This is a genomic window from Micromonospora sp. NPDC048999 (assembly GCF_040649295.1).
Classification (GTDB): domain Bacteria; phylum Actinomycetota; class Actinomycetes; order Mycobacteriales; family Micromonosporaceae; genus Micromonospora.
The window spans coordinates 134,452-156,136 of record NZ_JBEZFI010000003.1 but is presented as its reverse complement, the minus strand read 5'-3'; the positions used below and the strand labels follow the sequence as shown (position 1 = coordinate 156,136).

Below are 21,685 nucleotides of genomic sequence, written 5' to 3'. Positions count from 1 at the left end.
GCACCGACAATCCGACCGATCGGGTGATTGACCACCGCAATACGGTCCAAAAAGTCAGCGGCCGGTCGGGGCGCATGGCATGGTTCGCCGGTGGGCGAATCGGCCGTCGTGGTGGGCGTGGACATCGGCACCACCAGCACCAAGGCCGTCGCGTACGACACCGGTGGACGGCAACTCGCCGCCCACTCGATCGGCAACCCCCTCGCCGAATCCCACCCCGGATACGCCGAACAGGACCCCCGGGTGCTCTTCGACGCGGTGGTGGGCGCGATCCGCGCGGTGGTCGACGAACTGCCCGGCCCGGTCGCCGGGCTGTCGTTCAGCACCGCCCTGCACAGCCTCATCGGCCTCGACGCCGACGGCACCCCGCTCACCCCGTCGATCATCTGGGCCGACTCCCGCGCCAGCGCCCAGGCCGAACGGCTGCGCGCCGCACCGTCCGGGCTGGCCCTGCACCGGCGCACCGGCACCCCCGTACACCCCATGGCGCCCCTGTCGAAGCTCGTCTGGTTCGCCGAGCAGCAGCCGAAGCTGCACGAACGGGTCGCCCACTGGGTGGGGATCAAGGAGTACGTGCTGCTGCGGCTGGCCGATGCCCTGGTCACCGACCACTCGGTCGCCTCCGCCACCGGCCTGATGAACATCCACCGGCTGGCCTGGGACGCCGAGGCCCTCGGCCTCGGCGGGATCACCGCCGAACAGCTCCCGCGGCTCGTCCCCACCACCCACGTCCTGCCCGGCCTGACCGCCGACGCGGCCCGCGCCACCGGCCTGCCCGCCGACACCCCGATCGTGGTCGGCGCCGGCGACGGCCCGCTGGCCAACCTCGGCCTCGGCGCGGTACACCCCGGCGAGGTGGCCTGCTCCATCGGCACCAGCGGCGCGATGCGGGTGGTGGTGGAACGCCCCGGCGTCGACCCGCTCGGCGGCGTCTTCTGCTACGCCCTCACCGAGAACCGCTGGGTGGTCGGCGGCGCGATCAACAACGGCGGCATCGTCCTGCAGTGGGCCGGCGACGCCCTCGCCCCGGACCTCGGGGAGCATGCCGAGGAGCGGTTGCTCGACCTGGCCGCCCACGCGCCCGTCGGCTCCGCCGGCCTGCTCATGCTGCCGTACCTGCTCAGCGAACGGGCACCACACTGGAGCGCGCTGCCCCGCGGCGCGTACGTGGGGCTCACCCACGGCCACCGGCGCGAGCATCTGGTCCGGGCCGCGTTGGAAGGCGTCTGCCAGCAGCTCGCCCTGGTCCTCGCCTCGGTGCGCGCCGCCGGCAACGAGGTGGGTGAGGTCCGGGCCGGCGGCGGCTTCGCCCGCAGCCGGCTGTGGCGGCAGATCCTCGCCGACGTGCTCGGCATGCCGGTCCGCTTCGCCACCGGCCACGAGGGGTCCAGCTTCGGCGCCGCCCTGCTCGGCCTGCAGGCCCTCGGCCTGATCGAGTCGATCGACATCGCCGCCGACCTGGTCAAGGTCGACGAGACGGTACGCCCCGACCCCGCCTCCGCCGCCACCTACGCCGCCCTGCTGCCGCTCTTCTCCGAGCTGCAGGACGCGCTCGTGCCCACGTACGCGTCGCTGCGCCGGCTGGCGCCGAGCGTCTCAGATTAGCTAAGCGATCCTTAGGTCGGATGGTGCTTCCGGGATCGTTTCCCACCTGGGTGGGGTGGCGTGGGCGTGGAGATGGAATCCTGCGCCCAGCGCTGCTCCTCGTGGCTGGTGGCCGGTGGTGGGTGTGCTGATCGTGGTCACGTTCTGGTGCCGGTGAGCTGCGCGGGGCAGCCGGGGCCGGTCCGTTGGTGCGTGTCCCTCCGGACGCTTGCCCGCCCGGCCCTGCGGCCGGGTGGGGGAGGGTGCCCTGCGTCGCCTGGGCGCAGGGCGTGATGACTTACGCGCGGTGGGGCCGGTCTTCGACCGGTCCACCCGACTGATCTTGGAAGCGGTGGGGGTGACGACGGCCGCGGCTTCGAGCTTGTCCACGACCGACCGGATCACCATGTGCCCGCTGGTCTTGTCGATGATGGTCTTGTTCTGGTGGGTGAGGCCCCGGGCGGCGATACGCCGCCAGGCCCCGTGGTCGCGGTCGCCCTGCCAACCGCAGGACTGGTGGGGGCAGACGGCCCACTTCCAGCCCGCCACGGTCGGCTGGTCAGGGGCCTTACGGTGCTGCAGCGGGGCCAAGCACTGCGGGCAGTGTTTGGAGGTGTTGCGGGCGGGGACCGTGACCACGGCGATGCCCTGCTCGGCGGCGAGGTGCCGGATACGGTCGGCGATCTTCCCGCGAACCTGTTGGGAGAGGCGCGTGTTCATGGTGGCGCCCATACCCTTGGCTTCCATCGACCGCAGGTCTTCCAGATAGATCACGGTCGCGGCGGCCGCGATGGCCTGGTCCACCGTCCAGCGGGCGGCGGCCCAGGCGAGCGCGTCGTTCAAGTTCGTGCGGCGGGCGGACACGTACTGGATCTCGTCGCGCAGGACCGCGTGTTTCGCTTGCAGATGTTCGTCAGGGCGACCGTCGATAAGCTGCTGGTAGCGGTCGGCCCTGGCGTGCAGCCGCTCTGACAGGCGCCGCAGCCGGTGCTGCTTGGCTAGGACACCAGCGGCGCGGAACTGGCCACCGGCACCGAGCGCGGTAATCCGACCCTCGGGCCCGAGGCAGACGGTTCCGGCGGACAGCAGGGTGTTCAGCCCCCAGTCCACGCCCAGCGCCACCTCGTGCCCCGCGCGGCGGGCCTTCGGCACCGGATGCGAGTACGCCATGTCGGCGTGCACCGTGCCGCCGGTAACGCGGAGGGTGGGTAGGTGCAGCACCGCTGAGGCGGGGACGGTGGGTGGCAGGCTGATCGGGCAGGCCACCCACGTCCAGTCCCGATACCCTCGCGGATCCGGCCGCAAGGGAAGCTGCACACGCAACAGCACCCTGCCCGGGTCGATGTCGCCACGTTCGATGGTGGCCTGCTGCCGGTCACACGCGGCCAACAACAGCATCCGCGCAACCCTCGGCACACCTTCCAGCTCGAACACATCCACCGGCAAACGACCATTCTCGGCGAGGAACTTCGCGGCCTGCCGGGTCCGGCCCTTGATGACGCTCGACGGCAGACCCTCCCCGCCAGGGATCGAGGCGCGGACCTGATCCCACTCCATCGGGGCGCGCCGGCGCGGGTCGGCCGGCCAGGTCGCCAGGACCCCGGCGGTCAGATCGGCACGCCACTTCACCGACCGCAGGACACGCCCCGCCTGCTCCAGTGCCATTCGCATGATCCGGTCATTGACCTTCACACCCGCCGGGACGGTCGCCGTCCAACCCAGCCGCCGCAACGCCATCCACGCGTTCGACGGCAGCCTCCGACCACCCGAATCCACGCCGGAGGCGAGCAACTCAACGTCAACCGCGTTCCAGTGCTCCCCGATCAGGGCACCCACCATGCCCGCCACCAGATCAGCACACCAGCCCACCCGCCGCGCCAGCACCGCCCGGGACAGCACCTCACCAGTCCCCTCGTCCACGCCCGTCCGCAACAACGCGCGGACGCACGCGGTACGAGAGGTCTCGCCTTCACGCCGGGGCTGCTTCCGGCTCACCGGCCACCAGCCTGACACTGCCCGGACTCGGCCAGCAGACGAGCCCGATTCTGCGCCGACCGCATCCCGTACAAACGCCCAGCGAACGTCGTGACCAGATAGCCGAAGTCCTCGAGGAGTTCCTCCCGCCCGCCGAGCTTCTTCGGATGCAGCACCTCCAAGGCGGCACCATGCACGCCCAACAGGTGGTTAAGCCAGCCGACACCGAACCTCGCAAGCCGGTCCTCATGCGTGACCCGAACCACCGTCACACTTCCATCAGCGACAGCCCGCAGCAACGCATTGAGGCCGGGCCGGTCCTCCCGCAAACCCGACGACCGGTCACGGAACACCTTCACCACCTCGCCGGCGGACGTGGCCCGCAACTCACGCTCCTGCGCCTCCAGCGAGAACTCCTGCCCGCTGGAGCCGGACACACGCACGTACAGGCCCTCCAAACGGACCCGCACACCACCAGTGGAAACCTTCATCGCCTCGACATCAACCGAGGAGAACCGCCGCTCACGACCCACCCAGGTCACCGGAATCTTCCCCGCATCAGCCCACAAACGAAGCGTCACCGGATGAACACCCAAACGCCTAGCGGCCTTCGCCAGCCGAAGAAGTTCCACCCGAACACCCTATGTCCACTAAGGATGTCTAACCAAATTAGTGAGCCTGCCGCCGGAGCCGCCACGCACCGCCGCTGTTGCCTGAGCCGCTCAGGCCCGGTTGATCGCGTTGGCGTGGATGGCCTCGTTCAGGTACGCGGCCATCCCCGGCCGGATCTTCTCGTAGTACGCGGTGAACCGCGGGTCGGCGAGGTACATGTCGGCCAGCCCGGTGTGCATCTCGTACGAGCAGTCGTAGAACCAGCGGCTGATCAGCTGCCGGTGCTCCTCGGCCAGCGCCATTGCCTCCGGCGAGTCGGCCGGGGCGCCCGAGGCCATCAGCTCGGCGAGCCGCCGGCCCCAGTCCTCGTTCTGCGCCTTGTGCCGCCGCCAGTCCTCCTTCGAGTACCGGCCGACCCGCTCGGCGGACTGCCGGTACGCGTCCGTGCCGCCCCAGCGCCGTTCCGCCTCCTCGGCGTGCGCGTCCGGGTCGAAGTCCCCGAACACCTCGAACCGTTCCTCCGGCGTGAGCCCGATGTTCATTCGTCTCGCCTCCATCGCGAGTTCGATCGCCGCGACCATCTCCTGCAACTTGCCGATGCGTCCGGTGAGCAGCTCGTGCTGCCGGCGCAGATGCGTCACCGGGTCCCCGGCCGGGTCGTCCAGGATCTTGGCGATCTCTTCCAACGGGAACCCCAGCTCACGGTAGGCGCGGATGACCTGCAACCGCTCCAGGTCCGCGTCCGAGTAGCGGCGGTAGCCGGCCGGGGTGCGTCCGCTCGGCGACAGCAACCCGATCTCGTCGTAGTGGTGCAGCGTCCGGACCGTCACCCGGGCCGCCCGCGCCACCTGACCCACCGTGTACGCCATGGTCCCTCCCTTCCGCCACCAAGGTTGCCGCCTCCCGCTGCGTGAGGGTCAAGCCCGATTCCAGCGTGCCGAAAAGCGACCGGCCCCGGCCTCCGCTTCGGGGGTAGCGGAGACCGGGGCGGTCGGATCGGGACGCGGCCGGGTCAGGCGTTGACCGGCTTCCGGGCGTTCTCCGGGGCGGCGAACGCCTCGCTGGCCGGGGTACGGAAGGCGTGGACCAGGCCGGCGATCGACAGCAGCAGGAGCAGCGCCGCGCCGAGGTACATGGCCAGCGCGCCCTGCCCGGCCTTGCGGCCGAACTCGCTGAAGCCGTACGAGGTGAGCAGCATGCCGCGCAGCGACTCGCCCTTGAACACGGTCTCCCGCAGGGCGCTGGCCTGGGCGAGCTGCTGCTTCAGGTCGTCCACGTTCGCGGCGTTGTTCTTCTCGGCCTCGGCGACCTGCGCCCTCAGGGCCGACTCCGGCTCACCCAGCTCGGCGTACGTCTTGCCACCGGACATCGTCGTCAGGTGCAGCCCGATGAACTCGTTGGCGTAGCACTCGGCCTGCTTGCCGGTGGTCAGCGCCTGGCCGGCGTACTCGCGCAGGCAGTCCGACTTCTTCTCCTCGTCGGTCAGCTGGTCGGCCGGCTTGAAGTTGATGTGCTGGGCGGCGAGCTGGTCGTGCACGTAGTCGTTCGCGAAGTTGGCGTTCGTCGTCAGGACGATGCCCACGACGAGCAGCAGGACCGCGAGGCCGAGCCCGCCGATGCTGAACAGCAGATCCAGGGTCCGACGCTTCATGACTGCTCCCGTATGAATGTGGCCGCTTGTCGTTGTCTGTCTCATCGTCGCGGTCGGGCAGCAATCGACAGCAGGGCCGAACCCCCTGTCCCGTACGGGACCTTCGGCCCCCAACCGACCGGGCCGGTCAGCGGGCCGCGTCGATCGGGGCGAGCATGGCGAGCAACTCCGACAGGGTGGCCGGGCGGCCGTACCGCCAGCCCTGGCCGTGCAGGCAGCCGATCGCGGTCACCGCCTCGTGCTGCGTGCCGGTCTCCACCCCCTCGGCCACCACGGCCAGGTCGAACGCGCCGGCCAGCCGGTTGACCATCTCCACGGTGGCGTACGCGCGCGGGTCACCGGCGTCCAGCCGGGACACGAAGGAGCGGTCGATCTTCAGCTCGGTGGCCGGGATTCGGTGCAGGTAGCTCAGCGACGAGTAGCCGGTGCCGAAGTCGTCGATGGCGATCCGCACGCCCAGTTCGCGCAGCTGGTGCAGCCGCTCCAGCACCACCTCGCTGCCCTCGATCAGCGCCGACTCGGTCAGTTCGAGGGTGAGCGCGCGGGGCGCCAGACCGGCCGCCGAGGTGGCCCCGGTGACCGTGGCGATCAGGTCGGGGCGTTGCAGGTGAGCGGCGGCGATGTTGACCGCGACGGTCACCTCGGGCGCGTGTGGCCGCCAGGTCGCCGCGGCCCGGCACGCCTGGCGGATCACCCACCGGTCGATCGCCAGGATCAGCCCGGTTTCCTCGGCCAACGGCAGGAACCGCGCCGGGGGAAGCACTCCGAGGCGGGGATGCCGCCAGCGCACCAGCGCTTCGGCGCTGCGTACCGTGCCGGTGGCCAGGTCCACGATCGGCTGGAACTCCATCAGCAGCTGTCCCTCGTCGACCGCGCGGCGCAGGTCGGCGATCAGCTCGGCCCGGCTCACCGCCGACTCGCGCAGCCCCGGCGTGCAGGTTTGGTACGCCGACTTGCCGGCCGCTTTCGCCGCATACATGGCGATGTCGGCGTCGCGGAGCAGGTCGGTGTGGGAGGCGTGCTGCGGACCGTACTCGGCGATGCCGATGCTCGCCGACGGGTGCGCGCCGAGGTCCTCCTCGCCGGGTAGCGGTTCGAGGGCGACGAGCAGCCGCTGCGCGAGCTGCTCGGGCGACACCCGGTCGCCGTCGATCAGCACCGCGAACTCGTCACCGCCGAGGCGGGCGATCGACCCGTCGTCGCCGACGGCGTCCCGCATCCGTTCCGCGATGGTGGTCAGCAGCCGGTCCCCGGCGGCGTGCCCGAAGCGGTCGTTGACCTGCTTGAAGCCGTCGAGGTCGAGCAGCAGCACGGCGACCGGGCCGCCGGCGCGCAGCGCCCGCCGCAGCCGCCGGTTGAACGTCAGCCGGTTGGCCAGGCCGGTGAGCTGGTCCGTGTAGGCGAGCCGCCGCAGCCGGGCGGCCAGCCGCAGGTTCTCGTTGGCGGCCAGCCCCTGACGCAGCGCCAGCACCCCGAGCAGCGCCATCATGGCGACGAAGATCAGGTGTGGGCTCTGCCCGGTGGGCTGCCGGGCGAGCACCACGGCGACGATCGCCCCGCCCACCGGCAGGTACGGCATGGCGACCCGCCACCACGGCGGCAGCGGCGACTCGGTCGTCTCCTCGGTCTCCTCCCAGCCGGGCGGCGGCGGATAGCCGGTGGCGGCGCCTATCAGCAGGTAGCTCAGCGGCCACCAGACGTCGATCGGATGGCCCGGGGCGTAGCTGCCGTGCGCGACGAGCGACACGTAGATCGCGTCGGCGGTGGCCCGGATGCCGAGGCTCACCCCGATCAGGGCGAGCGCCCGCCACCTCGGGCGGGCCGGCGCGGCCACCGCCACCAGGATGGTCAGCTGCATCAGGTCGAACATCGGGTAGAGCAGCCCGAAGGTGCGCAGCGGGTCGGCCAGGTCGGCTGCGGCGATGTCGCGGAACACCACCACCCAGCCGATCGGGATCAGGGCGAGCCCGACGATCACCCCGTCGAGCAGGGTCCGGGCCTGCCCGACCAGGCTGCGCGGGGCGGCCAGCGAGCAGAGCAGGGCGGCCGTGCCGGTGACGATCCCCGCCGTGAAGATCCCGCCGACCAGTGGGGTGTTCGGCAGGCCGGGCCCGCCCAGCCGCGCGACCGTCCACAGGATCCGGCCGACCCCGGCGAGCGCCATGGTCACGGTCAGCAGCGTCCAGAACAGCCGCAGCGGCGGCGGATGCCGCCGGGCGGCTCGGGCGCAGGCGAACGCCGCCCAGCTCGACACCGCCATCGCGCCGAGGTCGCTGACCAGGGCCGCGCCCGGCAGGCCGGCGATCAGCCAGGACGCTTCCCCGAGTACGACGAGCGCGGCCGCGACGGGCCCGACGCGGCCGGAGAGCGGGCGACGGGCCACCGCCGTCACGGCACGGCTCGCGTCCTGCTGAGGCACAAAACTCTGCTCCGGCTCTCTCCCAGACATGCGCCTCGACGATGAGGACCGGCTGCGGACGGCGAACGCTCGCAAGCCTAGCTACCGCCCGGTACCGCCGCCAGAGCGCAGCAGTGTCGGCAATTTGGCCGCCCTCGCCCGACCAGTCCAGCGTCGGCTCAAAAAAATTAAGCTTCACTGCTTGATAGCTCAAGAAAGTCAAGGTACAAATTAAACATCGACAGTGGACGAGCGAGCGGAGCAACGGATGGACTGGCAGGAGCTGACCAACCTCACGGGCGGTCAGCCGTTCGTGGTCGAACGGGTGCGCCTGACCGCTCGGGGCGTCGCCATCGAGGGCGAGTTCGAACCCCCGCAACTCGCCCAACTGAGCATCGAGGACCAGGTGTTCGTCACCGCGTTCGTCCGCTGCCACGGCTCGATCAAGGAGATGGAACGGATCTTCGGGGTGAGCTATCCGACGATCAAGTCCCGGCTCAACCGGATCGCACAGGGGCTCGACTTCGTCGACACCGATCCGGCTCCATCGCGGGCCGACGTCATCGACCGACTGCAGCGCGGCGAGATCAGCGCACAGGAGGCACTACGGGAACTGGAGGCGCCAAAATGATGCCGCAGCTGGTGAGCGTACGAATCCGCAACGAACGAGGTCGGCGGATGCGCCTGTGGATCCCGGTCCTCCCGGTGCTGCTGATCCTGTCGCCGGTGCTGCTGCTCGCGCTGGCGGTCGCAGTCGTCGCCTGCCTGGTCTGGCGGATCAACGCGCTCCAAGCGCTGCACCGCAGTTGGCGGCTGCTGTGCGCGCTGCGCGGCACCCGGATCGAAATCGACCAGAACCACGCAGCCTTCATGTTCAACATCAGGTAGGAAGGGAGTAGTCATGAGTGAGCAACGCAGGCAGATCCTGCAGATGCTGGCCGACGGAAAGATCACCGCGGACGAGGCCGAGCGGTTGATCGCCGCCCTGGAGCGGGATCAGCCGAGCGCTTCGCCGTCCGACGTCGATCCGGGGCAGAAGCCTCGGCCGAAGTACCTCCGGGTCGTGGTGGACTCGGCGGAGAACTTCGGCGGCGACGGACCCGGCAAGGTCAACGTCCGGGTCCCGCTGCAGCTGCTGCGGGCCGGGGTACGGCTGGCCAGCCTGATCCCACCGCAGGCGCTCAGCCAGGCCAACGCGGAGTTGGCCAAGTCGGGTGTGCCGATCGACCTCACCCAGCTGAAGCCGGAGCACATCGAGGAGCTGATCGATCACCTCACCGAGATGACCGTCGACGTCGACCAGCCCGACGCCAAGGTGCAGGTCTTCTGCGACTGAGTCAGGACCACTCCTCCGCCGAAGCGCTCTCGGTCGCCGGGAGCGCTTCGGGCGCGACCGCCGGCGGACCACCGTGGGTCCACGGGGTCTCCTCGGCGGCAGGGAAGTTCCCGGCCGGCAGGAAGGCGTCCGACAGGGTGGTGAAGCAGAGCCGCTCCCCCACCTCCGGCACGGTGCCCGGCGGCGCGGTCAACCCGCGTCCCATTCCACCGGAAAGCTCCAGCACCACCTCGGTCTTGCCGTCCGCGCCAGGGGTCAGAAAGACCACCTTCGCCTTCTGGCTCGGCCGGGCCGGGGAATACAGCGTCGCGCCGACCGGCACCGCCACCGGCTCGGCGGTGACCACCTGGACACGCGGGCGCAGCACCGGCCGCTTGCCCGAGTCGTCCACCCGCTTCGGGTCGGCCAGGGTCACCTCGCCGACGAACGCCTCCCCGGTCAGCCGGTGCTCGGCCATCACGATCGGGTCGTCGTAGGCACGCTGCACCGCGTACGAGGCCATGGCCCGCTCCAGCCGGTGCAGCCGCACCGCGGCGGCCACCGCACCGTCCCGGCGCGGCTGCGGGCTGCCCCCGGCGTCGACGTGCTCGGCGTGGCCGGTGAAGGCGTCCTTGTCGCCGTCCCACCGCCCGGCCACCCGCGCGCCGGGCGGCAGCGCGCGCAGCAACCCCACGCCGCGCCACATCAGCTCCCAGGTGGGCGCAAGCTGGTCGCGCAGCAGCCGCTCCAGCTCCGCGTACGCGCCCGCCCGGGCTTCCGCGTCGTCCTCGGTCTCGGCGTACGCGGCCATCGCCGGGGCCAGCCGACGGTTGTCGAAGTCCGGGTCGGTCGCCGGACCCGACGGTGGGCAGCGCCCCGGGTCCTCCGCCCGGGCGGCCGCCGCTGCCCCGGTACACCCGGGCGGCGGGTCGATCCAACCGAGCAACGCCGGCAGATGCAGATCCTCCACCGCGCTCTGCCCGGTCGCCCAGTGCAGGGTCAACGCCTCGCTCACCGCGACCAGGGCCGCCGAGCCGGGATGCTCGGCGCGCTCGGCGAAGAAGGTCAGCCAGCGGCCGAGCAGCGGCACCGACGGGTGCACCGGATGGTCGCCGTCCGGGCGGCGGAACCGGGTGGCGCGGCCGAACAGCCGCAGGAAGCCGACCCCGGCCAGGTTCGGCACCAGCAGCTGCGGCGCGTCGACGTACCGGTGTCGCACGTCCCGGCCCCGGTCGACCGGCACCGCCTCGCTGACCCCGCGGAACGAGTCCAGGTAGGGCAGCACGATCGCGGCCAGCTCGGCGGCGAACGCGAAACGCTGGTCGCGGTTGCGCGGCTGCGGCACGACCAGCAGTCGCGCCGCGTCGGGCGTGGCGCCGACCATGGCGGCGAGCGGGGCGTTGGCCTCGCCGGCCATGGCGAGGGGCACCAGCACCAACGGCCGGTCCGACAGGTGCAGGTGCCGCACGGTGGCCACCGGCTGGGCCACCCCGGCGGCGACCGCCTGCGCCTTGGCCAGGGCGCGCAGTGTGCTCACCGGGACCTCCGGGACGGGACGGGTCGGTCGGGCCGGCGCGGCGTACTCACGCGGGGTTCCCGGCGAGGGCGTCGGCGCGCAGGCGGGCGGCGGAGCGCAGCAGCGCGGCGGCCTCCGCCTGCTCCGGTTCAGGGGCGCGGACGCCGTCGGCCAGCGCCAGCACCTCCCCGATGTCCGCGATACCGCCCAGCGCCTCCCGCACCGGCCGGCCCAGCGCGGTGCTGTGGTCGCGCGCCTCGTGCCGACAGAAGTACGCCAACTCGCACGCGGCCAGGCACTCCGGGGCGTAACGGGCGGCCACGGTGGCCAGCGCGGCGGACAGGGTCGCCGGGTCGGCGCTCAGGTCGGCGGTGAAGGCGGCCGGCACCTCGGCGAGCAGATCGTCGATCCGGGCCATCCGGTCAAGCTGGCGGCGCAGCACCAGCAACTGCTTACGCACGTCGAGCAGGCTGGCCACCGGCTCGTTGGCAAAGTCGCGTGGGCAGACCAGCACCACCTCGTGCGACACGAGGTCCGGGTCGCCGCCCTCGGCGGCCACCAGCTCGCGCAGCGCCAGCACGTAGACGGCCGACTGGATCGCGGCGGCGGACACCTTGGCCGGGTCGGCCTGGCCGTCGATCACCGGGAACGACTTGATCTCCACCACGTGGAACCGGCCGTCGAGCCGGGCGGCGACCAGGTCCGGTTCCAGGTGCACCCGCCGGCCCGCCACGTCCAGCCCGAGCAGCGGATGGTCGAACAGCGCCGGCCCCTCGCCGGACGCGGTGAGCGCGACGCGGGACCGCTCCGGCCGGTCCTCGTCGGCACCCAGGTCCGTCCAGGTCGCCGCCGCCGGGACCGGTACGCCCAGCCGCTGCGCGACCAGCCGCAGCAGCTTTACCCCGCCGTCGGCTTTCACCTGCGCCTCGAACGCGTTGCCCCGGCTGATCGCGAAGCGGGACTGGCCGAAGCCGGCCGGAAAGTCGATCCGCTCGGCCAGCTTCGGCTTGTCCACCCCGGCGCTGTCCAGCACCGCCCGGCGGGTGCAGCCCGGGTTGCCGGTCAACGCGGCGATGGTGCGGGCGTTGTGCCGCCGGGGCGGCACGCCACCCCGGATCTCGGCCAGGCGCTGCGCGGTGTCCGTCACGACAGGCCACGATAGCCGGGCACCGCCGCCACCCCCCGGTAACCGTGCCCGCCGACGCGAGCCCGGGCGTGACCGAGGGGTGGCGTCGACGTCAGCCGCAGTTGCCCCACTCGAGGCGGCCGCCTCCGGCCAGATCCATCTGCGCGTTGCCGACCCAGCCCCAGTACTCGACGCACTTGCCACGCGCGGGCAGCTGCACCGCGGCGTAGTAGGCGTAGTTCTTGGCGTCCATCTTCGCGGGAACGCCCTCCACCTGGAGCCAGGCCTTGATGTAGGTGGCGGTGCCCACGAAGGCGGTCTTGATGGTCGCGACGCAGTTGTAGCCCGTGGCGCTGTTGTACATCAGGTACACGTCACCCCACTTGGCGCCGCCGGGGGTCGTCAGCGAACGGTGGCCGTCGGTCGTGGAGCTCCAACTGCCGCCGAAATCGTTGCTGCACGCCGACGCGCCCGTGTACGGGTTGGTCGCTGCCTGCGCCGGCGCGCCGACAACCGTCGCCAGCAGCACCGCCGCAGCGCCGACCGCGCCCAGCCGCCCGAACCAGTTCCGCAGGTTCTTGCCCATGTTGCTCCCACAATTCGTAGAGATGGAACGGGTGCTCTCGTCGCCGATCATCGACGTCCGAGAATAATTCCCCTACCCACCGGCCCCCGTGTCCGGCGGGCGTAGGGGCACGTCAGTGGGCGCGCGTACGCCCGCGCGGCACCGCACCGGAATTCGCCCAACTGCCACGGGGTGGCTCCATCCTGGACCGGCGGGCCTGCGGCGATGAGCGTCCGCGCGCCGGCGTCCCCGCGGTGATGGTCACCGCCGCCGCCGATGCCACGGCCGTCACCAGCGTCCGTTGAGCAAGCTTCCGCAACTCTCCCCCTACCTTCGGTCCAAACGACCGCTGATCACGCTATTCACCCCAGGTGGTGCCCGACGTGAGCGAGACGTGAGCGCAATTGCCGCCCACCATCGCGCCCCGCCGAACCCGGTGCCCTGCGGACACGGTGGGCCCGCCCGCTCCCCGCTGGATCCGGCCCGGCAAAATCTGGCCGGTGGGGAGGGACGAGATCGCCGCCGCCCTGGCTGCTTCGCTGCCGGCGCTGCGCCGGCAGGCCGGCTGGACTCAACAGCAGCTCGCCGAGCGCGCCCAGGTGAGCATCCGAACCATCCGCGCCATCGAACGCGGTGCGGCGGGACGCCTGCACGCCACCACCGTCGACCGGTTGGCCACCGCGCTGGGCCTGCGCGAACCCGCCCTGCAACCCGGCCGCGGCGGGCTGCGCATCGAACTGCTGGGCCCACTGCGGGTACGGCAGGACGGAGCGGCCGTCGACGTTCCGGCGCGGCTGCCGCGTACCCTCCTCGGCCTGCTCGCCCTGCGGGCCCGGCAGCCGGTGCTGCGGGAGGAGATCGTCGACCTGCTCTGGGGAGCGAACCCGCCGCGAAGCTGCCTGAACCTGGTGCACGGGTACGTCGGCCGGCTGCGCCTGCTGCTGGAGCCCGGCCGCGCACCGCACGCCCCGGCGGCGACGATCCTCGCCGCCACGGGCGGCTACCTGCTCGACGTGCCCACCGGCGCCATCGACCTCGACGACTTCGACGCCGCGCTGGCGGACGCCGACCGCGACGCCGGGGACCCGTCGGGGGAGGCGGCGTTGCTGGCCGCGGCGTTGGGCCGCTGGCGGGGTCCCGTGCTCGCCGACGCGGAACCCCGGCTCCGGGCGCATCCGGCTGCGGTGGCCGCCGGTCAGCGCAGGCTCACCGCGGCGCTCCGGTACGCCGACGCGGCCCTGGCGCTGGGCCACCACCACGACGTCGTCACGATGCTGCACCCCTTGACATACGAGGAGCCGCTGCACGAGTCACTGCACGCGCGGCTGCTGCTGGCCCTGGCCGGGGCGGGCCAGCAGGCCACGGCGCTCGACCGTTACGCCCAACTCTGCGCGCGACTGCGCGACGAGCTGGGGGTCGACCCCGGCCCGGAGCTGACGTCGGCGAACCTCAAAGTCCTGCGGCAACAGGTGACGCCGGACGTGCCCGCGTTGCCGGTACGCCCGGCCCAACTGCCCCGCGCGGTCGCGGGGTTCGCCGGACGACGCGCCGACCTCGCCCGCCTGGACCGGATGCTGTCCAACGAGCAGGCGCCACCCGCCTGCGTCGTGTCCGGCCCGCCGGGCGTGGGCAAGAGCGCCCTCGCCGCGCACTGGGCGCACCGGGTACGGGACCGGTTTCCCGACGGTCAACTCTTCGTCGACCTGCAAGGCTTCGGCCCCGGGCGAGACCCGCTGCTGCCCACGGAGGTCCTGCGGCAGTTCCTTGAGGCACTGGACGTGCCCGGGCGACGGATGCCCACCTCGGCCAACGGCAAGATCGGCCTGTACCGCAGCCTGTTGGCCGACCGGCGAATGCTCATCGTGCTGGACAACGCGCGCGACGCCGACCAGGTACGGCCGTTGCTACCCGGGGGCCCCGGCAACGCCGTGGTGGTCACCAGCCGAAGCCAGCTACCCGGCCTGGTGGCGGACGGCGCCTGCCCGGTGACGCTGGACTCGCTGCCGTCCGCCGACGCCCGACAGCTGCTCGACCAGCGCCTCGGCCCCGCCCGCACCGCCGCCGAGCCCACCGCCGTGACCGACATCATCGACAGCTGCGCGGGGCTACCGCTGGCGCTGGCGATCGTGACCGCCCGGGCCGCCTCGTACGCCCGGTTCCCCCTCGCCGCGCTCGCCGAGGAGCTGAGCCGGCAGCGCGGCCTCGACCCGTTCGACACGGGCGAGACAGGAATCGGTATCCGGACGATCTTCTCCTGGTCCTACGACTCGCTGCGCCCGCCGGCCGCGCGGATGTTCCGGCTCTTCAGCCTGCATCGCGGCCCCGACCTGACGGTGCCGATGGCGGCGAGCATCCTCGGGGCCACGGTCGACCGGGTACGTCCGTGGCTGGTCGAACTGGCCCGGGCCCACCTCATCACCGAAACGGCCCCGGGCCGGTACCGGATGCACGACCTGCTGCGCGCCTACAGCGAGGAATGCGCCGCCGACACCGATCCGAGCGACGAACCGGCCGGACCTCTGCCTCGGCTGCTGGACCACGCCCTGCACACCGCCTGGGCGGCAGCCCGGATCATCAACCCGCACCGCGACCCTATCGAGTTGACGCCGGTGCGGGACGGCGTGACGGTGCAGCGGTTGACCGACCACGACACGGCGCTGTCCTGGTTCGGCACGGAACGGGCCAACCTGCTGGCGCTGGTGCGGCACGCCGCCGACAGCGGGTTTCACCAGCACGCGTGGCAGCTGGCCTGGACGCTGATCGACAACCTCGACCGGCACGGCCTGTGGGCGGAACTGACCGAGGTGCAGACGATCGGCCTGCGGTCCGCGCGACGAGTGGGCGACACCCTGGGCCAGGCGCACGCTCACTACGGCGCGGCGCGCGCCGCGGTGCAACTGGGCCGCCACGACGACGCCGAATGGCGCTACCGCGCGGCGCTGGCGTTCTTCGAGTCGATGGCCGACCGCGCCGGCGAGGCACGGGTACGCATCGATCTCGCCTGGGTGCTGTATCGGATCGGCGTCCCTGGCCAGGCGGTGCTGGAGCTGGACCGGGCCTTCGAGCTGTACCGGGCGGCGCACCGCCGCGACGGTCAGGCGCGGGCGATCAACAACCTCGGCTGGGTCCACGAGCAGCTCGGCAACCACCGGAGGGCCATCGTGCACTGCGGCATGGCACTGCGCCTGCACCAGGAGCTCGACAACGCGCACGGCCAGGCCTCGGCGCTGGACACGCTCGGCCTGGCACACCACCGGCTCGGCGATCAGCGGCGCGCAGTCGCGTACCACGAGCAGGCCCTGGAGCTGTTCCGCCTCGACGGTGACCGGTACGGCGAGGCCGGCACGGGCGCCCGCCTCGGCGACGCGTACCACGCCGTCGGCGACGACGAACGCGCCGAGCAGGCGTGGCGTGCGGCCCTGCCGCTCCTCGACGAGCTCGGACTGCCCGACGCGGCCCGGGTGCGGGCCGAACTCGCCGGGATCGCCCACACCGACGCCGCCTGACCTTGACCGCCGTGGCGAAGCGAGCCGGGCACGTTCAGAATTCTTCGCAGGCGGGTGTCCGGAACGACGCGACCCGTTCGTCATGTGGGTGAGATCGCGACACTGAGGAGCGCCCGATGAAGTACATGATGCTGGTCTGCACCGACACCGAGCCGGACAAGGACCCGAGTGCCGCCCCCGACATCGAGAAGTGGGTGGCCGAGCGGGACGCCAACGGCCAGCGCGTGACGGGCAGCCGCTTCGCGCCCCCGTCGGCGGCCACCACCGTCCGGGTACGCGACGGGGAACTGCTGCTGTCCGACGGCCCGTTCGCCGAGACCAAGGAGGTGATCGTGGGCTTCGACCTGCTCGAATGCGCCGACCTGGACGAGGCGGTCGAGGTGGCCCGCGCCCATCCGATGGCCCACGCCGGGCGGATCGAACTGCGTCCCCTCATGGACGACTGACCAGATGAGCGTTGCGGCCGGGGCGGTCGCCGGAGCGGGTGCCGAGGCGTACCCGCGGATCGTGGCCGCCCTGATCCGCATCACCGGCGACTGGACCCTCGCCGAGGACTGCGCCCAGGAGGCCCTGGCCTCGGCGCTGGAGCGGTGGCCTCGGGACGGCGTACCGGGTAATCCAGGCGGCTGGCTGATGACCGCCGCCCGGAACCGGGCGCTGGACACCCTGCGCCGGGCCACCGTGGAACGCCGCAAGCTGCGCGACCTGGCGCTGCTCACCGACCCCGAGCCGGCGCCACCGGAGGGAGACGTGGTGGACGACCGGCTACGGCTCATCTTCACCTGCTGCCACCCGGCGCTGGCGCTACCGGACCGGGTCGCGCTGACCCTGCGCACCATCGCCGGGGTGCCCACCGCCGACATCGCCCGTGCCTTCCTGGTCAGCGAATCGGCCATGACCCGCCGGCTCACCCGGGCGAAGACCCGGATCGCCACCGCCGGCGTCCCCTACCGGGTGCCGGCCGGGCCCGCGCTGGTCGAGCGGCTGCCAGGCGTCCTAGCCGTGCTCTACCTGCTCTTCACCCGGGGGTACGACGCGGACGGCGAGCCGGCCTTCGCCGACGAGGCGATCCGGCTGGCCCGACTGCTGCATCAGTTGATGCCGGACCAGCCGGAGGCGGCCGGACTGCTCGCCCTGTTCCTGCTGCACCACTCCCGCCGCGCCGCCCGCCGCGACCCGGCCGGCAACCTGCTCACCCTCGACGAGCAGGACCGCTCCCGGTGGGACCGGGTGCAGATCGCCGACGGTGTGGCGCTGCTGGCTCGCGCCGGCGACGGCCCGTACGCCCTCCAGGCCCGCATCGCCGCCTGCCACGCCACCGCCCCCACCGCCGCCGACACCGATTGGCCCGCCATCGCCGGCTGGTACGACCGCCTGGTCGGGCTCCATCCCACCCCGGTGGTACGGCTGAACCGGGCGGTCGCCCACGGCTACGCGCACGGTCCAGCGGCCGGGCTCACACTGCTCGCCGAGGCCCGCTCCGGCGGCGCGCTGGACGGCCACCCGCCGGCGCTGGCGGCCGAGGCCGAGCTGACCGCCCGGCACGGCGACCTCGACCGCGCCGCCGCCCTGTTCCGGGCCGCAGCTGAAGCGGTGGGCTCGGAACCCGAGCGGCGGGCGCTGATGCGCCGGGCCGCCGCACTGGCCGGATAAGCCGCCGGCATCCACCGGTTCACGGGGCCGGTGGATGCCAGGCAGCGGTGCGGGTCGTTCGGCAACTGCGAGTTCATCGTGCGCTCGGGTTCCGGTCATTCGAGAACCCGCGGGTGTTTGTTGACCCGGCCTAGTTTCCGGATTCGGCGCCGAGTGGCGCTGGTCCTGCTCTGAGGGGAAGTTCATGTCCACTCGAATCCGCACGCGTTCGGCTGCGGCGGCGGTCGTGTTGTTGGCTGGTGCTGTCGGCGCCGGCGTGGTCAGCAGCACGTCCGCGACCGCCGCGGCCGGCAACAACGGTCGGATCAAGAACGTCATCTACCTGCTCGGCGACGGTATGGGCCGCACCCACGTCACCGCCGCCCGGGAGCGCTTCTACGGCGCCGCCGGGCACCTGGCGATGGAAACCATGCCGGTCGTGGGGCAGGTCAGCACGTACGCGGTGGAGAAGAAGTCCGGCCAGCCGGGTGCCGCTGACTTTGTCCCGAACTATGTCACCGACTCCGCGTCGGCGGCGACGGCGTGGGCGTCGGGGGTCAAGACGTACAACGCCGCCCTCGGCATCGACGCCAAGGGGAAGGTCGTTCCGACGGTGATGGAGCTTGCCAAGCAGGCCGGCTACCGCACCGGGAACGTGTCCACCGCTGAGATCACCGACGCGACCCCGGCCGGTCAGATGAGCCACGCCCTGGCCCGCGGCTGCCAGGGCCCCAGCTACTCCGAGGCGGCCTGCCAGGACACCACCGTCACCGGCGCCCTGCTGCCCACGTCCGATATTCGGGTCACCCCGATCGCGGACCAGATCGCCCGTAACGGCACCGCTGATGTCATTCTCGGTGGCGGCCTGGCCCGGTTCGACGCCGCGGACGAGAAGGCCCTGCAGCAGCAGGGCTACACCGTGCTGGGTTCGCCGGCCAGCCAGAAGGTGGCCACCCGCGGGGATCTGGCCGCTACGCGGGGCAGCAAGGTGTTCGGGTTGTTCAACACGGGCAACCTGACCATCGAGAAGTACAAGCGGGAGCACCCGGAGTCGCCGCAGGCCGCGGAGCCGTCGCTGCCGGAGATGACCAGCCGGGCCATCGACCTGCTCGCCGGGAACAACGGCGGCGGCAAGGGCTTCTACCTGCAGGTCGAGGGCGCGTTGATCGACAAGCGGTCGCACGCCAACGACGCCGCCCAGACGCTGGAGGAGATGAAGGCGTTCGACGACGCGGTGAAGGTGGCGTTGGACTTCGCCAAGCGTGACGGGCACACCCTGGTCATCGTCACGGCCGACCACGAGTGCGCCGGCTTCAACATCATCGAGAAGGGCACCTTCACCAACGCTGAGGCCGCCGCCCCGCCGGTGAACACTGATGGCGGCAACACGGCCAACAACTCCACCCCCACCCGGCCGGGTGGGAACGTCAAGGACCCGAGCCGGTCGACCGGCATCGTCAACGGCGCCGGTGCCTCGGACTCGCGGAACTTCGCCCCGGCCACGTTCCGCACCCCGGATGACCCCGCCACGGTGCGCGACGGGTCGCCGGAGGCCAGCCTGTGGCTGACCTACCTGTCCGGTAACCACACCGGCGCCGACGTGCCGGTGTTCGCCTACGGCTCGGGCGCCGAGGCCATGGCGGGCAGCATCGACAACACCGACCTGTTCAACATCGTCGGCCGGGCCCTCGGCCTGGCTGGCTGAGAATCCCTACCGCGGGTGGGTCGGAAGCTACACAAGCTTCCGACCCACCCGTTCCGCTGAGGAGAACCCCGTGCAAAACCGACACGCTCACGCCCTGGCCGGTTTTCTGGTCGCCGCAGCGCTTGTCACCACCGCCGCCTGCTCCGACGAGCGCGGTGCCGAGCAGCCTCCGGCCCCTGCCGCGGCGGTGAAGACCGCGTTTCCCGGGCTGACGCCTGCCTCCGGCGAGCCGACCCTGGACGGGCTGAGTCAACGGCATCCTGCCCCCGGTACCGTCGTGACGGTGCCCGGCCCCTTCGACGACCGCTTCGACTTCACCGGCCTGACCCTCAACCGTGATGCGGTCAGCGGAGGGGTCGTGGTCACCAGCGATGTCAGTGAAATCCTGGAGTTGCAGGTCGTTGCCGGCCTCTACGACAGCAGCGGGCAACTGCTGCACACCGGCCGGTTCGTCCACCACCGCGGCGAGGACGGGCACGACCACGGGGCACCGGAGGAACGGGAGTCGTTCAGCATCGCCATCCCCAGCCAGCTCCGCGACCGGGTGGTATCCGCAGCGGTGGGAGTTCCCGTCCTGGTAAACGAATAGCCCGACCATCCCCGGGATGCGTGACCGGCAGGGTCAGGCGCTCGCCGGCATCTCGACGGAGAGCCAGATCGGCTGCCAGTCGGCCATCTCGTGGAAGCGGCGCAGCTCGAAGAGGCTGGACACCACGCCGGTCCACGCCCCGTACGGCGGGTTGCCCTCGTCGAAGCCGCTCTGCACGAGCGTCAGCCTCGTCTTGCCGTCGGAGTCGGCCAGCTCCCAGGTGCCGACGCCGGTGGGTCCCCAGTCGACGGAGAGCTTCCGGCCGGGCTCCAGGTCGACCACCTTGGCGGCGTACCCGGCTTCGAAGCCACCCATCGCGTACCGGCCGCCTACCCAGGGCTCGATGCCGATCGGGTAGCCGAACCAGGCGCTGGCCTGCTCGGAATCCGTCAGCGACGTCCACACCCGCTCGGTCGTGGCGTCGATGATCACCTCGGCGCGCAGCTCGGCGGCGGTGAAGTCGGTGCGGGGCAGCAGCGGCGCGCCCTCCAGCCGGGCGGCGAGGTTGGCGATCGACAGCGCCCAGAAGGTCTGCAGCACCCCGCGGATGCTGCTGCCGCTCATCGCCTCGGCGAAGTCGAAGTGACTCTGCCGCAGGGTCAGCACGGTGTTCTCCCCCTCGGGCGTGAGGGTGAACTCGGTGGTCGTCTCCACGCCGTCGAGCAGCCAGGCGAAGCGCAGCACGTGCTCGTCGGCCTGGAGCAGCCGCTGGTGCGGCGCGTCGCCCTCGGGGGTGAAGCGGCCCCAGAACTCGTACCGGTGCGGCAGCTCGACCTCGGCGTGCTCGGCGAGCCAGATCCGCAGCTCGGCGGGGTCGGTCAGGGCGTGGCGCACGGCGTCCACCGGGGCCGCGAGGCGGACGTTGACGGTCAGCGGTTCACTCATGGTCGTCACCTTTCGGGTAGCACGCCACGGCGAGTTTGAAGGCGTCTCCATCGGCGCCCCCGTAGCGCGTGAACAGGTCCTGCAGCGTCGACTGCAGGTCGTGCAGGAATTCCTGCCGGCGTTCTGCCGGCACCCGGATCTCGCCGGACACCCCGATCGAGGGCAGTTCCGGCGCGGTCCGGTCGAGCGCGGCGATGTCGGCCTGGACCTCCTCCATCAGGTCGAGCAGGTAGCCCAGGCTCAGCTCGTCCTGCGCCCGGCGTGCCCCGCCGATTCGCCCAACGAGGCGGGGCGAGAGCCAGTACGAGCGGGCGACGGCCTGGTAGATGCCCTCGGTGATGCCGCGCACCCGCCGCTCGGACACCTGCTCGGCCAGCCCGGCCGCGACCAACTGCTTGACGTGGTAGTAGACGCGCTGCGGCGTCTGCTCCAGCCGGGCGGCGACCTCGGTGCAGGTGCGGGGCTCGGCGAGCTGCCGCAGCACCTCGATGCGCTGCGGCTTGAGCAGGGCCTCGGCCTGCTCGCGCTCTTCCAGGTACAGGACGTCTCTCATGGCAAAAATCAGTTTGTACGTACAAAATTTGTTTGTCAATGGGTTCGGCGAAAGGCCGCGCAGATCGCGCGGCC

Annotated in this window: 19 protein-coding genes; 9 read left to right on the top strand and 10 right to left on the bottom strand. The window is 71.9% G+C overall.

Annotated elements, in window-relative coordinates; translation table 11 throughout:
- Positions 1–90 precede the first annotated feature (90 nt).
- Positions 91–1,605 (top strand): gluconokinase, encoded by a 1,515-nt coding sequence (locus tag AB0C02_RS07210; protein ID WP_357542107.1) that lies wholly within the window; start codon positions 91–93, stop codon positions 1,603–1,605.
- Here AB0C02_RS07210 and AB0C02_RS07205 read toward each other — a convergent pair whose 3' ends face one another.
- The 5 genes from AB0C02_RS07205 to AB0C02_RS07185 all read right to left on the bottom strand — a co-directional run bounded on the left by AB0C02_RS07205 (position 1,606) and on the right by AB0C02_RS07185 (position 8,270).
- The gene (locus AB0C02_RS07205; protein WP_357542105.1) at positions 1,606–3,504 is read right to left on the bottom strand and encodes a zinc ribbon domain-containing protein; all 1,899 of its coding nucleotides are present in this window, start codon (positions 3,502–3,504) and stop codon (positions 1,606–1,608) included.
- 71 nt (positions 3,505–3,575) lie between these two features.
- On the bottom strand, positions 3,576–4,190 hold the full coding sequence (locus AB0C02_RS07200) for an IS607 family transposase (RefSeq protein ID WP_357542103.1): 615 nt from the start codon (positions 4,188–4,190) through the stop codon (positions 3,576–3,578).
- A gap of 90 nt (positions 4,191–4,280) precedes the next feature.
- On the bottom strand, positions 4,281–5,039 hold the full coding sequence (locus AB0C02_RS07195; protein WP_357542101.1) for a MerR family transcriptional regulator: 759 nt from the start codon (positions 5,037–5,039) through the stop codon (positions 4,281–4,283).
- A 143-nt stretch (positions 5,040–5,182) separates the two neighbouring features.
- On the bottom strand, positions 5,183–5,821 hold the full coding sequence (locus AB0C02_RS07190) for a hypothetical protein (RefSeq protein WP_357542099.1): 639 nt from the start codon (positions 5,819–5,821) through the stop codon (positions 5,183–5,185).
- Between the two features lie 127 nt (positions 5,822–5,948).
- Positions 5,949–8,270 (bottom strand): EAL domain-containing protein, encoded by a 2,322-nt coding sequence (locus AB0C02_RS07185; protein ID WP_357542097.1) that lies wholly within the window; start codon positions 8,268–8,270, stop codon positions 5,949–5,951.
- Positions 8,271–8,463: 193 nt separating this feature from the next.
- Between AB0C02_RS07185 and AB0C02_RS07180 the strand changes: the two genes are divergently transcribed.
- Genes AB0C02_RS07180 through AB0C02_RS07170 form a run of 3 tightly spaced genes read left to right on the top strand, consistent with a single transcriptional unit; the run spans position 8,464 to position 9,555 of the window.
- Complete coding sequence (locus AB0C02_RS07180) at positions 8,464–8,850, top strand: DUF2089 domain-containing protein (RefSeq protein ID WP_357542095.1); 387 nt, start codon at positions 8,464–8,466, stop codon at positions 8,848–8,850.
- A 47-nt stretch (positions 8,851–8,897) separates the two neighbouring features.
- A complete protein-coding gene (locus AB0C02_RS07175) occupies positions 8,898–9,107 on the top strand; it encodes a hypothetical protein (protein ID WP_357542093.1) in 210 nt (69 codons plus the stop codon).
- Between the two features lie 13 nt (positions 9,108–9,120).
- On the top strand, positions 9,121–9,555 hold the full coding sequence (locus AB0C02_RS07170) for a hypothetical protein (RefSeq protein ID WP_357542091.1): 435 nt from the start codon (positions 9,121–9,123) through the stop codon (positions 9,553–9,555).
- Between the two features lies 1 nt (position 9,556).
- Here the strand turns inward: AB0C02_RS07170 and AB0C02_RS07165 are convergent, their stop codons facing one another.
- The 3 genes from AB0C02_RS07165 to AB0C02_RS07155 all read right to left on the bottom strand — a co-directional run bounded on the left by AB0C02_RS07165 (position 9,557) and on the right by AB0C02_RS07155 (position 12,762).
- Positions 9,557–11,071 carry a hypothetical protein gene (locus AB0C02_RS07165; protein ID WP_357542089.1) on the bottom strand — a complete coding sequence of 505 codons (1,515 nt, stop codon included), beginning with the start codon at positions 11,069–11,071 and terminating at the stop codon, positions 9,557–9,559.
- A gap of 46 nt (positions 11,072–11,117) precedes the next feature.
- Positions 11,118–12,197 carry a hypothetical protein gene (locus AB0C02_RS07160; protein WP_357542087.1) on the bottom strand — a complete coding sequence of 360 codons (1,080 nt, stop codon included), beginning with the start codon at positions 12,195–12,197 and terminating at the stop codon, positions 11,118–11,120.
- A 91-nt stretch (positions 12,198–12,288) separates the two neighbouring features.
- Complete coding sequence (locus AB0C02_RS07155; protein WP_357542085.1) at positions 12,289–12,762, bottom strand: hypothetical protein; 474 nt, start codon at positions 12,760–12,762, stop codon at positions 12,289–12,291.
- A 479-nt stretch (positions 12,763–13,241) separates the two neighbouring features.
- Here AB0C02_RS07155 and AB0C02_RS07150 point away from each other — a divergent pair, with 479 nt between their 5' ends.
- From AB0C02_RS07150 to AB0C02_RS07130, 5 genes are all read left to right on the top strand, one after another.
- Positions 13,242–16,247, top strand: a complete 3,006-nt coding sequence (locus AB0C02_RS07150; protein WP_357542083.1) for a BTAD domain-containing putative transcriptional regulator — start codon at positions 13,242–13,244, stop codon at positions 16,245–16,247.
- Between the two features lie 116 nt (positions 16,248–16,363).
- Positions 16,364–16,693: a YciI family protein gene (locus AB0C02_RS07145; protein WP_357542081.1), complete on the top strand. Its 330-nt coding sequence runs from the start codon at positions 16,364–16,366 to the stop codon at positions 16,691–16,693.
- 4 nt (positions 16,694–16,697) lie between these two features.
- Positions 16,698–17,900 carry a sigma-70 family RNA polymerase sigma factor gene (locus AB0C02_RS07140; RefSeq protein ID WP_357542079.1) on the top strand — a complete coding sequence of 401 codons (1,203 nt, stop codon included), beginning with the start codon at positions 16,698–16,700 and terminating at the stop codon, positions 17,898–17,900.
- A gap of 184 nt (positions 17,901–18,084) precedes the next feature.
- Complete coding sequence (locus AB0C02_RS07135; protein ID WP_357542077.1) at positions 18,085–19,584, top strand: alkaline phosphatase; 1,500 nt, start codon at positions 18,085–18,087, stop codon at positions 19,582–19,584.
- Positions 19,585–19,654: 70 nt separating this feature from the next.
- On the top strand, positions 19,655–20,173 hold the full coding sequence (locus AB0C02_RS07130; protein ID WP_357542075.1) for a hypothetical protein: 519 nt from the start codon (positions 19,655–19,657) through the stop codon (positions 20,171–20,173).
- A gap of 33 nt (positions 20,174–20,206) precedes the next feature.
- Here AB0C02_RS07130 and AB0C02_RS07125 read toward each other — a convergent pair whose 3' ends face one another.
- Positions 20,207–21,058: an SRPBCC family protein gene (locus tag AB0C02_RS07125; RefSeq protein WP_357542073.1), complete on the bottom strand. Its 852-nt coding sequence runs from the start codon at positions 21,056–21,058 to the stop codon at positions 20,207–20,209.
- A complete protein-coding gene (locus AB0C02_RS07120) occupies positions 21,051–21,611 on the bottom strand; it encodes a helix-turn-helix domain-containing protein (RefSeq protein WP_357542071.1) in 561 nt (186 codons plus the stop codon). The genes AB0C02_RS07125 and AB0C02_RS07120 overlap by 8 nt, the downstream gene beginning before the upstream one ends.
- Positions 21,612–21,685 lie beyond the last annotated feature (74 nt).

Coding starts and splice junctions, on each gene's coding strand:
- AB0C02_RS07120 (WP_357542071.1), bottom strand. CDS start 21,611: ATGAGAGACGTCCTGTACCTGGAAGAGCGCGAGCAGGCCGAGGCCCTG.
- AB0C02_RS07175 (WP_357542093.1), top strand. CDS start 8,898: ATGCGCCTGTGGATCCCGGTCCTCCCGGTGCTGCTGATCCTGTCGCCG.
- AB0C02_RS07170 (WP_357542091.1), top strand. CDS start 9,121: ATGAGTGAGCAACGCAGGCAGATCCTGCAGATGCTGGCCGACGGAAAG.
- AB0C02_RS07140 (WP_357542079.1), top strand. CDS start 16,698: ATGAGCGTTGCGGCCGGGGCGGTCGCCGGAGCGGGTGCCGAGGCGTAC.
- AB0C02_RS07185 (WP_357542097.1), bottom strand. CDS start 8,270: ATGTCTGGGAGAGAGCCGGAGCAGAGTTTTGTGCCTCAGCAGGACGCG.
- AB0C02_RS07195 (WP_357542101.1), bottom strand. CDS start 5,039: ATGGCGTACACGGTGGGTCAGGTGGCGCGGGCGGCCCGGGTGACGGTC.
- AB0C02_RS07125 (WP_357542073.1), bottom strand. CDS start 21,058: ATGAGTGAACCGCTGACCGTCAACGTCCGCCTCGCGGCCCCGGTGGAC.
- AB0C02_RS07155 (WP_357542085.1), bottom strand. CDS start 12,762: ATGGGCAAGAACCTGCGGAACTGGTTCGGGCGGCTGGGCGCGGTCGGC.
- AB0C02_RS07190 (WP_357542099.1), bottom strand. CDS start 5,821: ATGAAGCGTCGGACCCTGGATCTGCTGTTCAGCATCGGCGGGCTCGGC.
- AB0C02_RS07145 (WP_357542081.1), top strand. CDS start 16,364: ATGAAGTACATGATGCTGGTCTGCACCGACACCGAGCCGGACAAGGAC.
- AB0C02_RS07135 (WP_357542077.1), top strand. CDS start 18,085: ATGTCCACTCGAATCCGCACGCGTTCGGCTGCGGCGGCGGTCGTGTTG.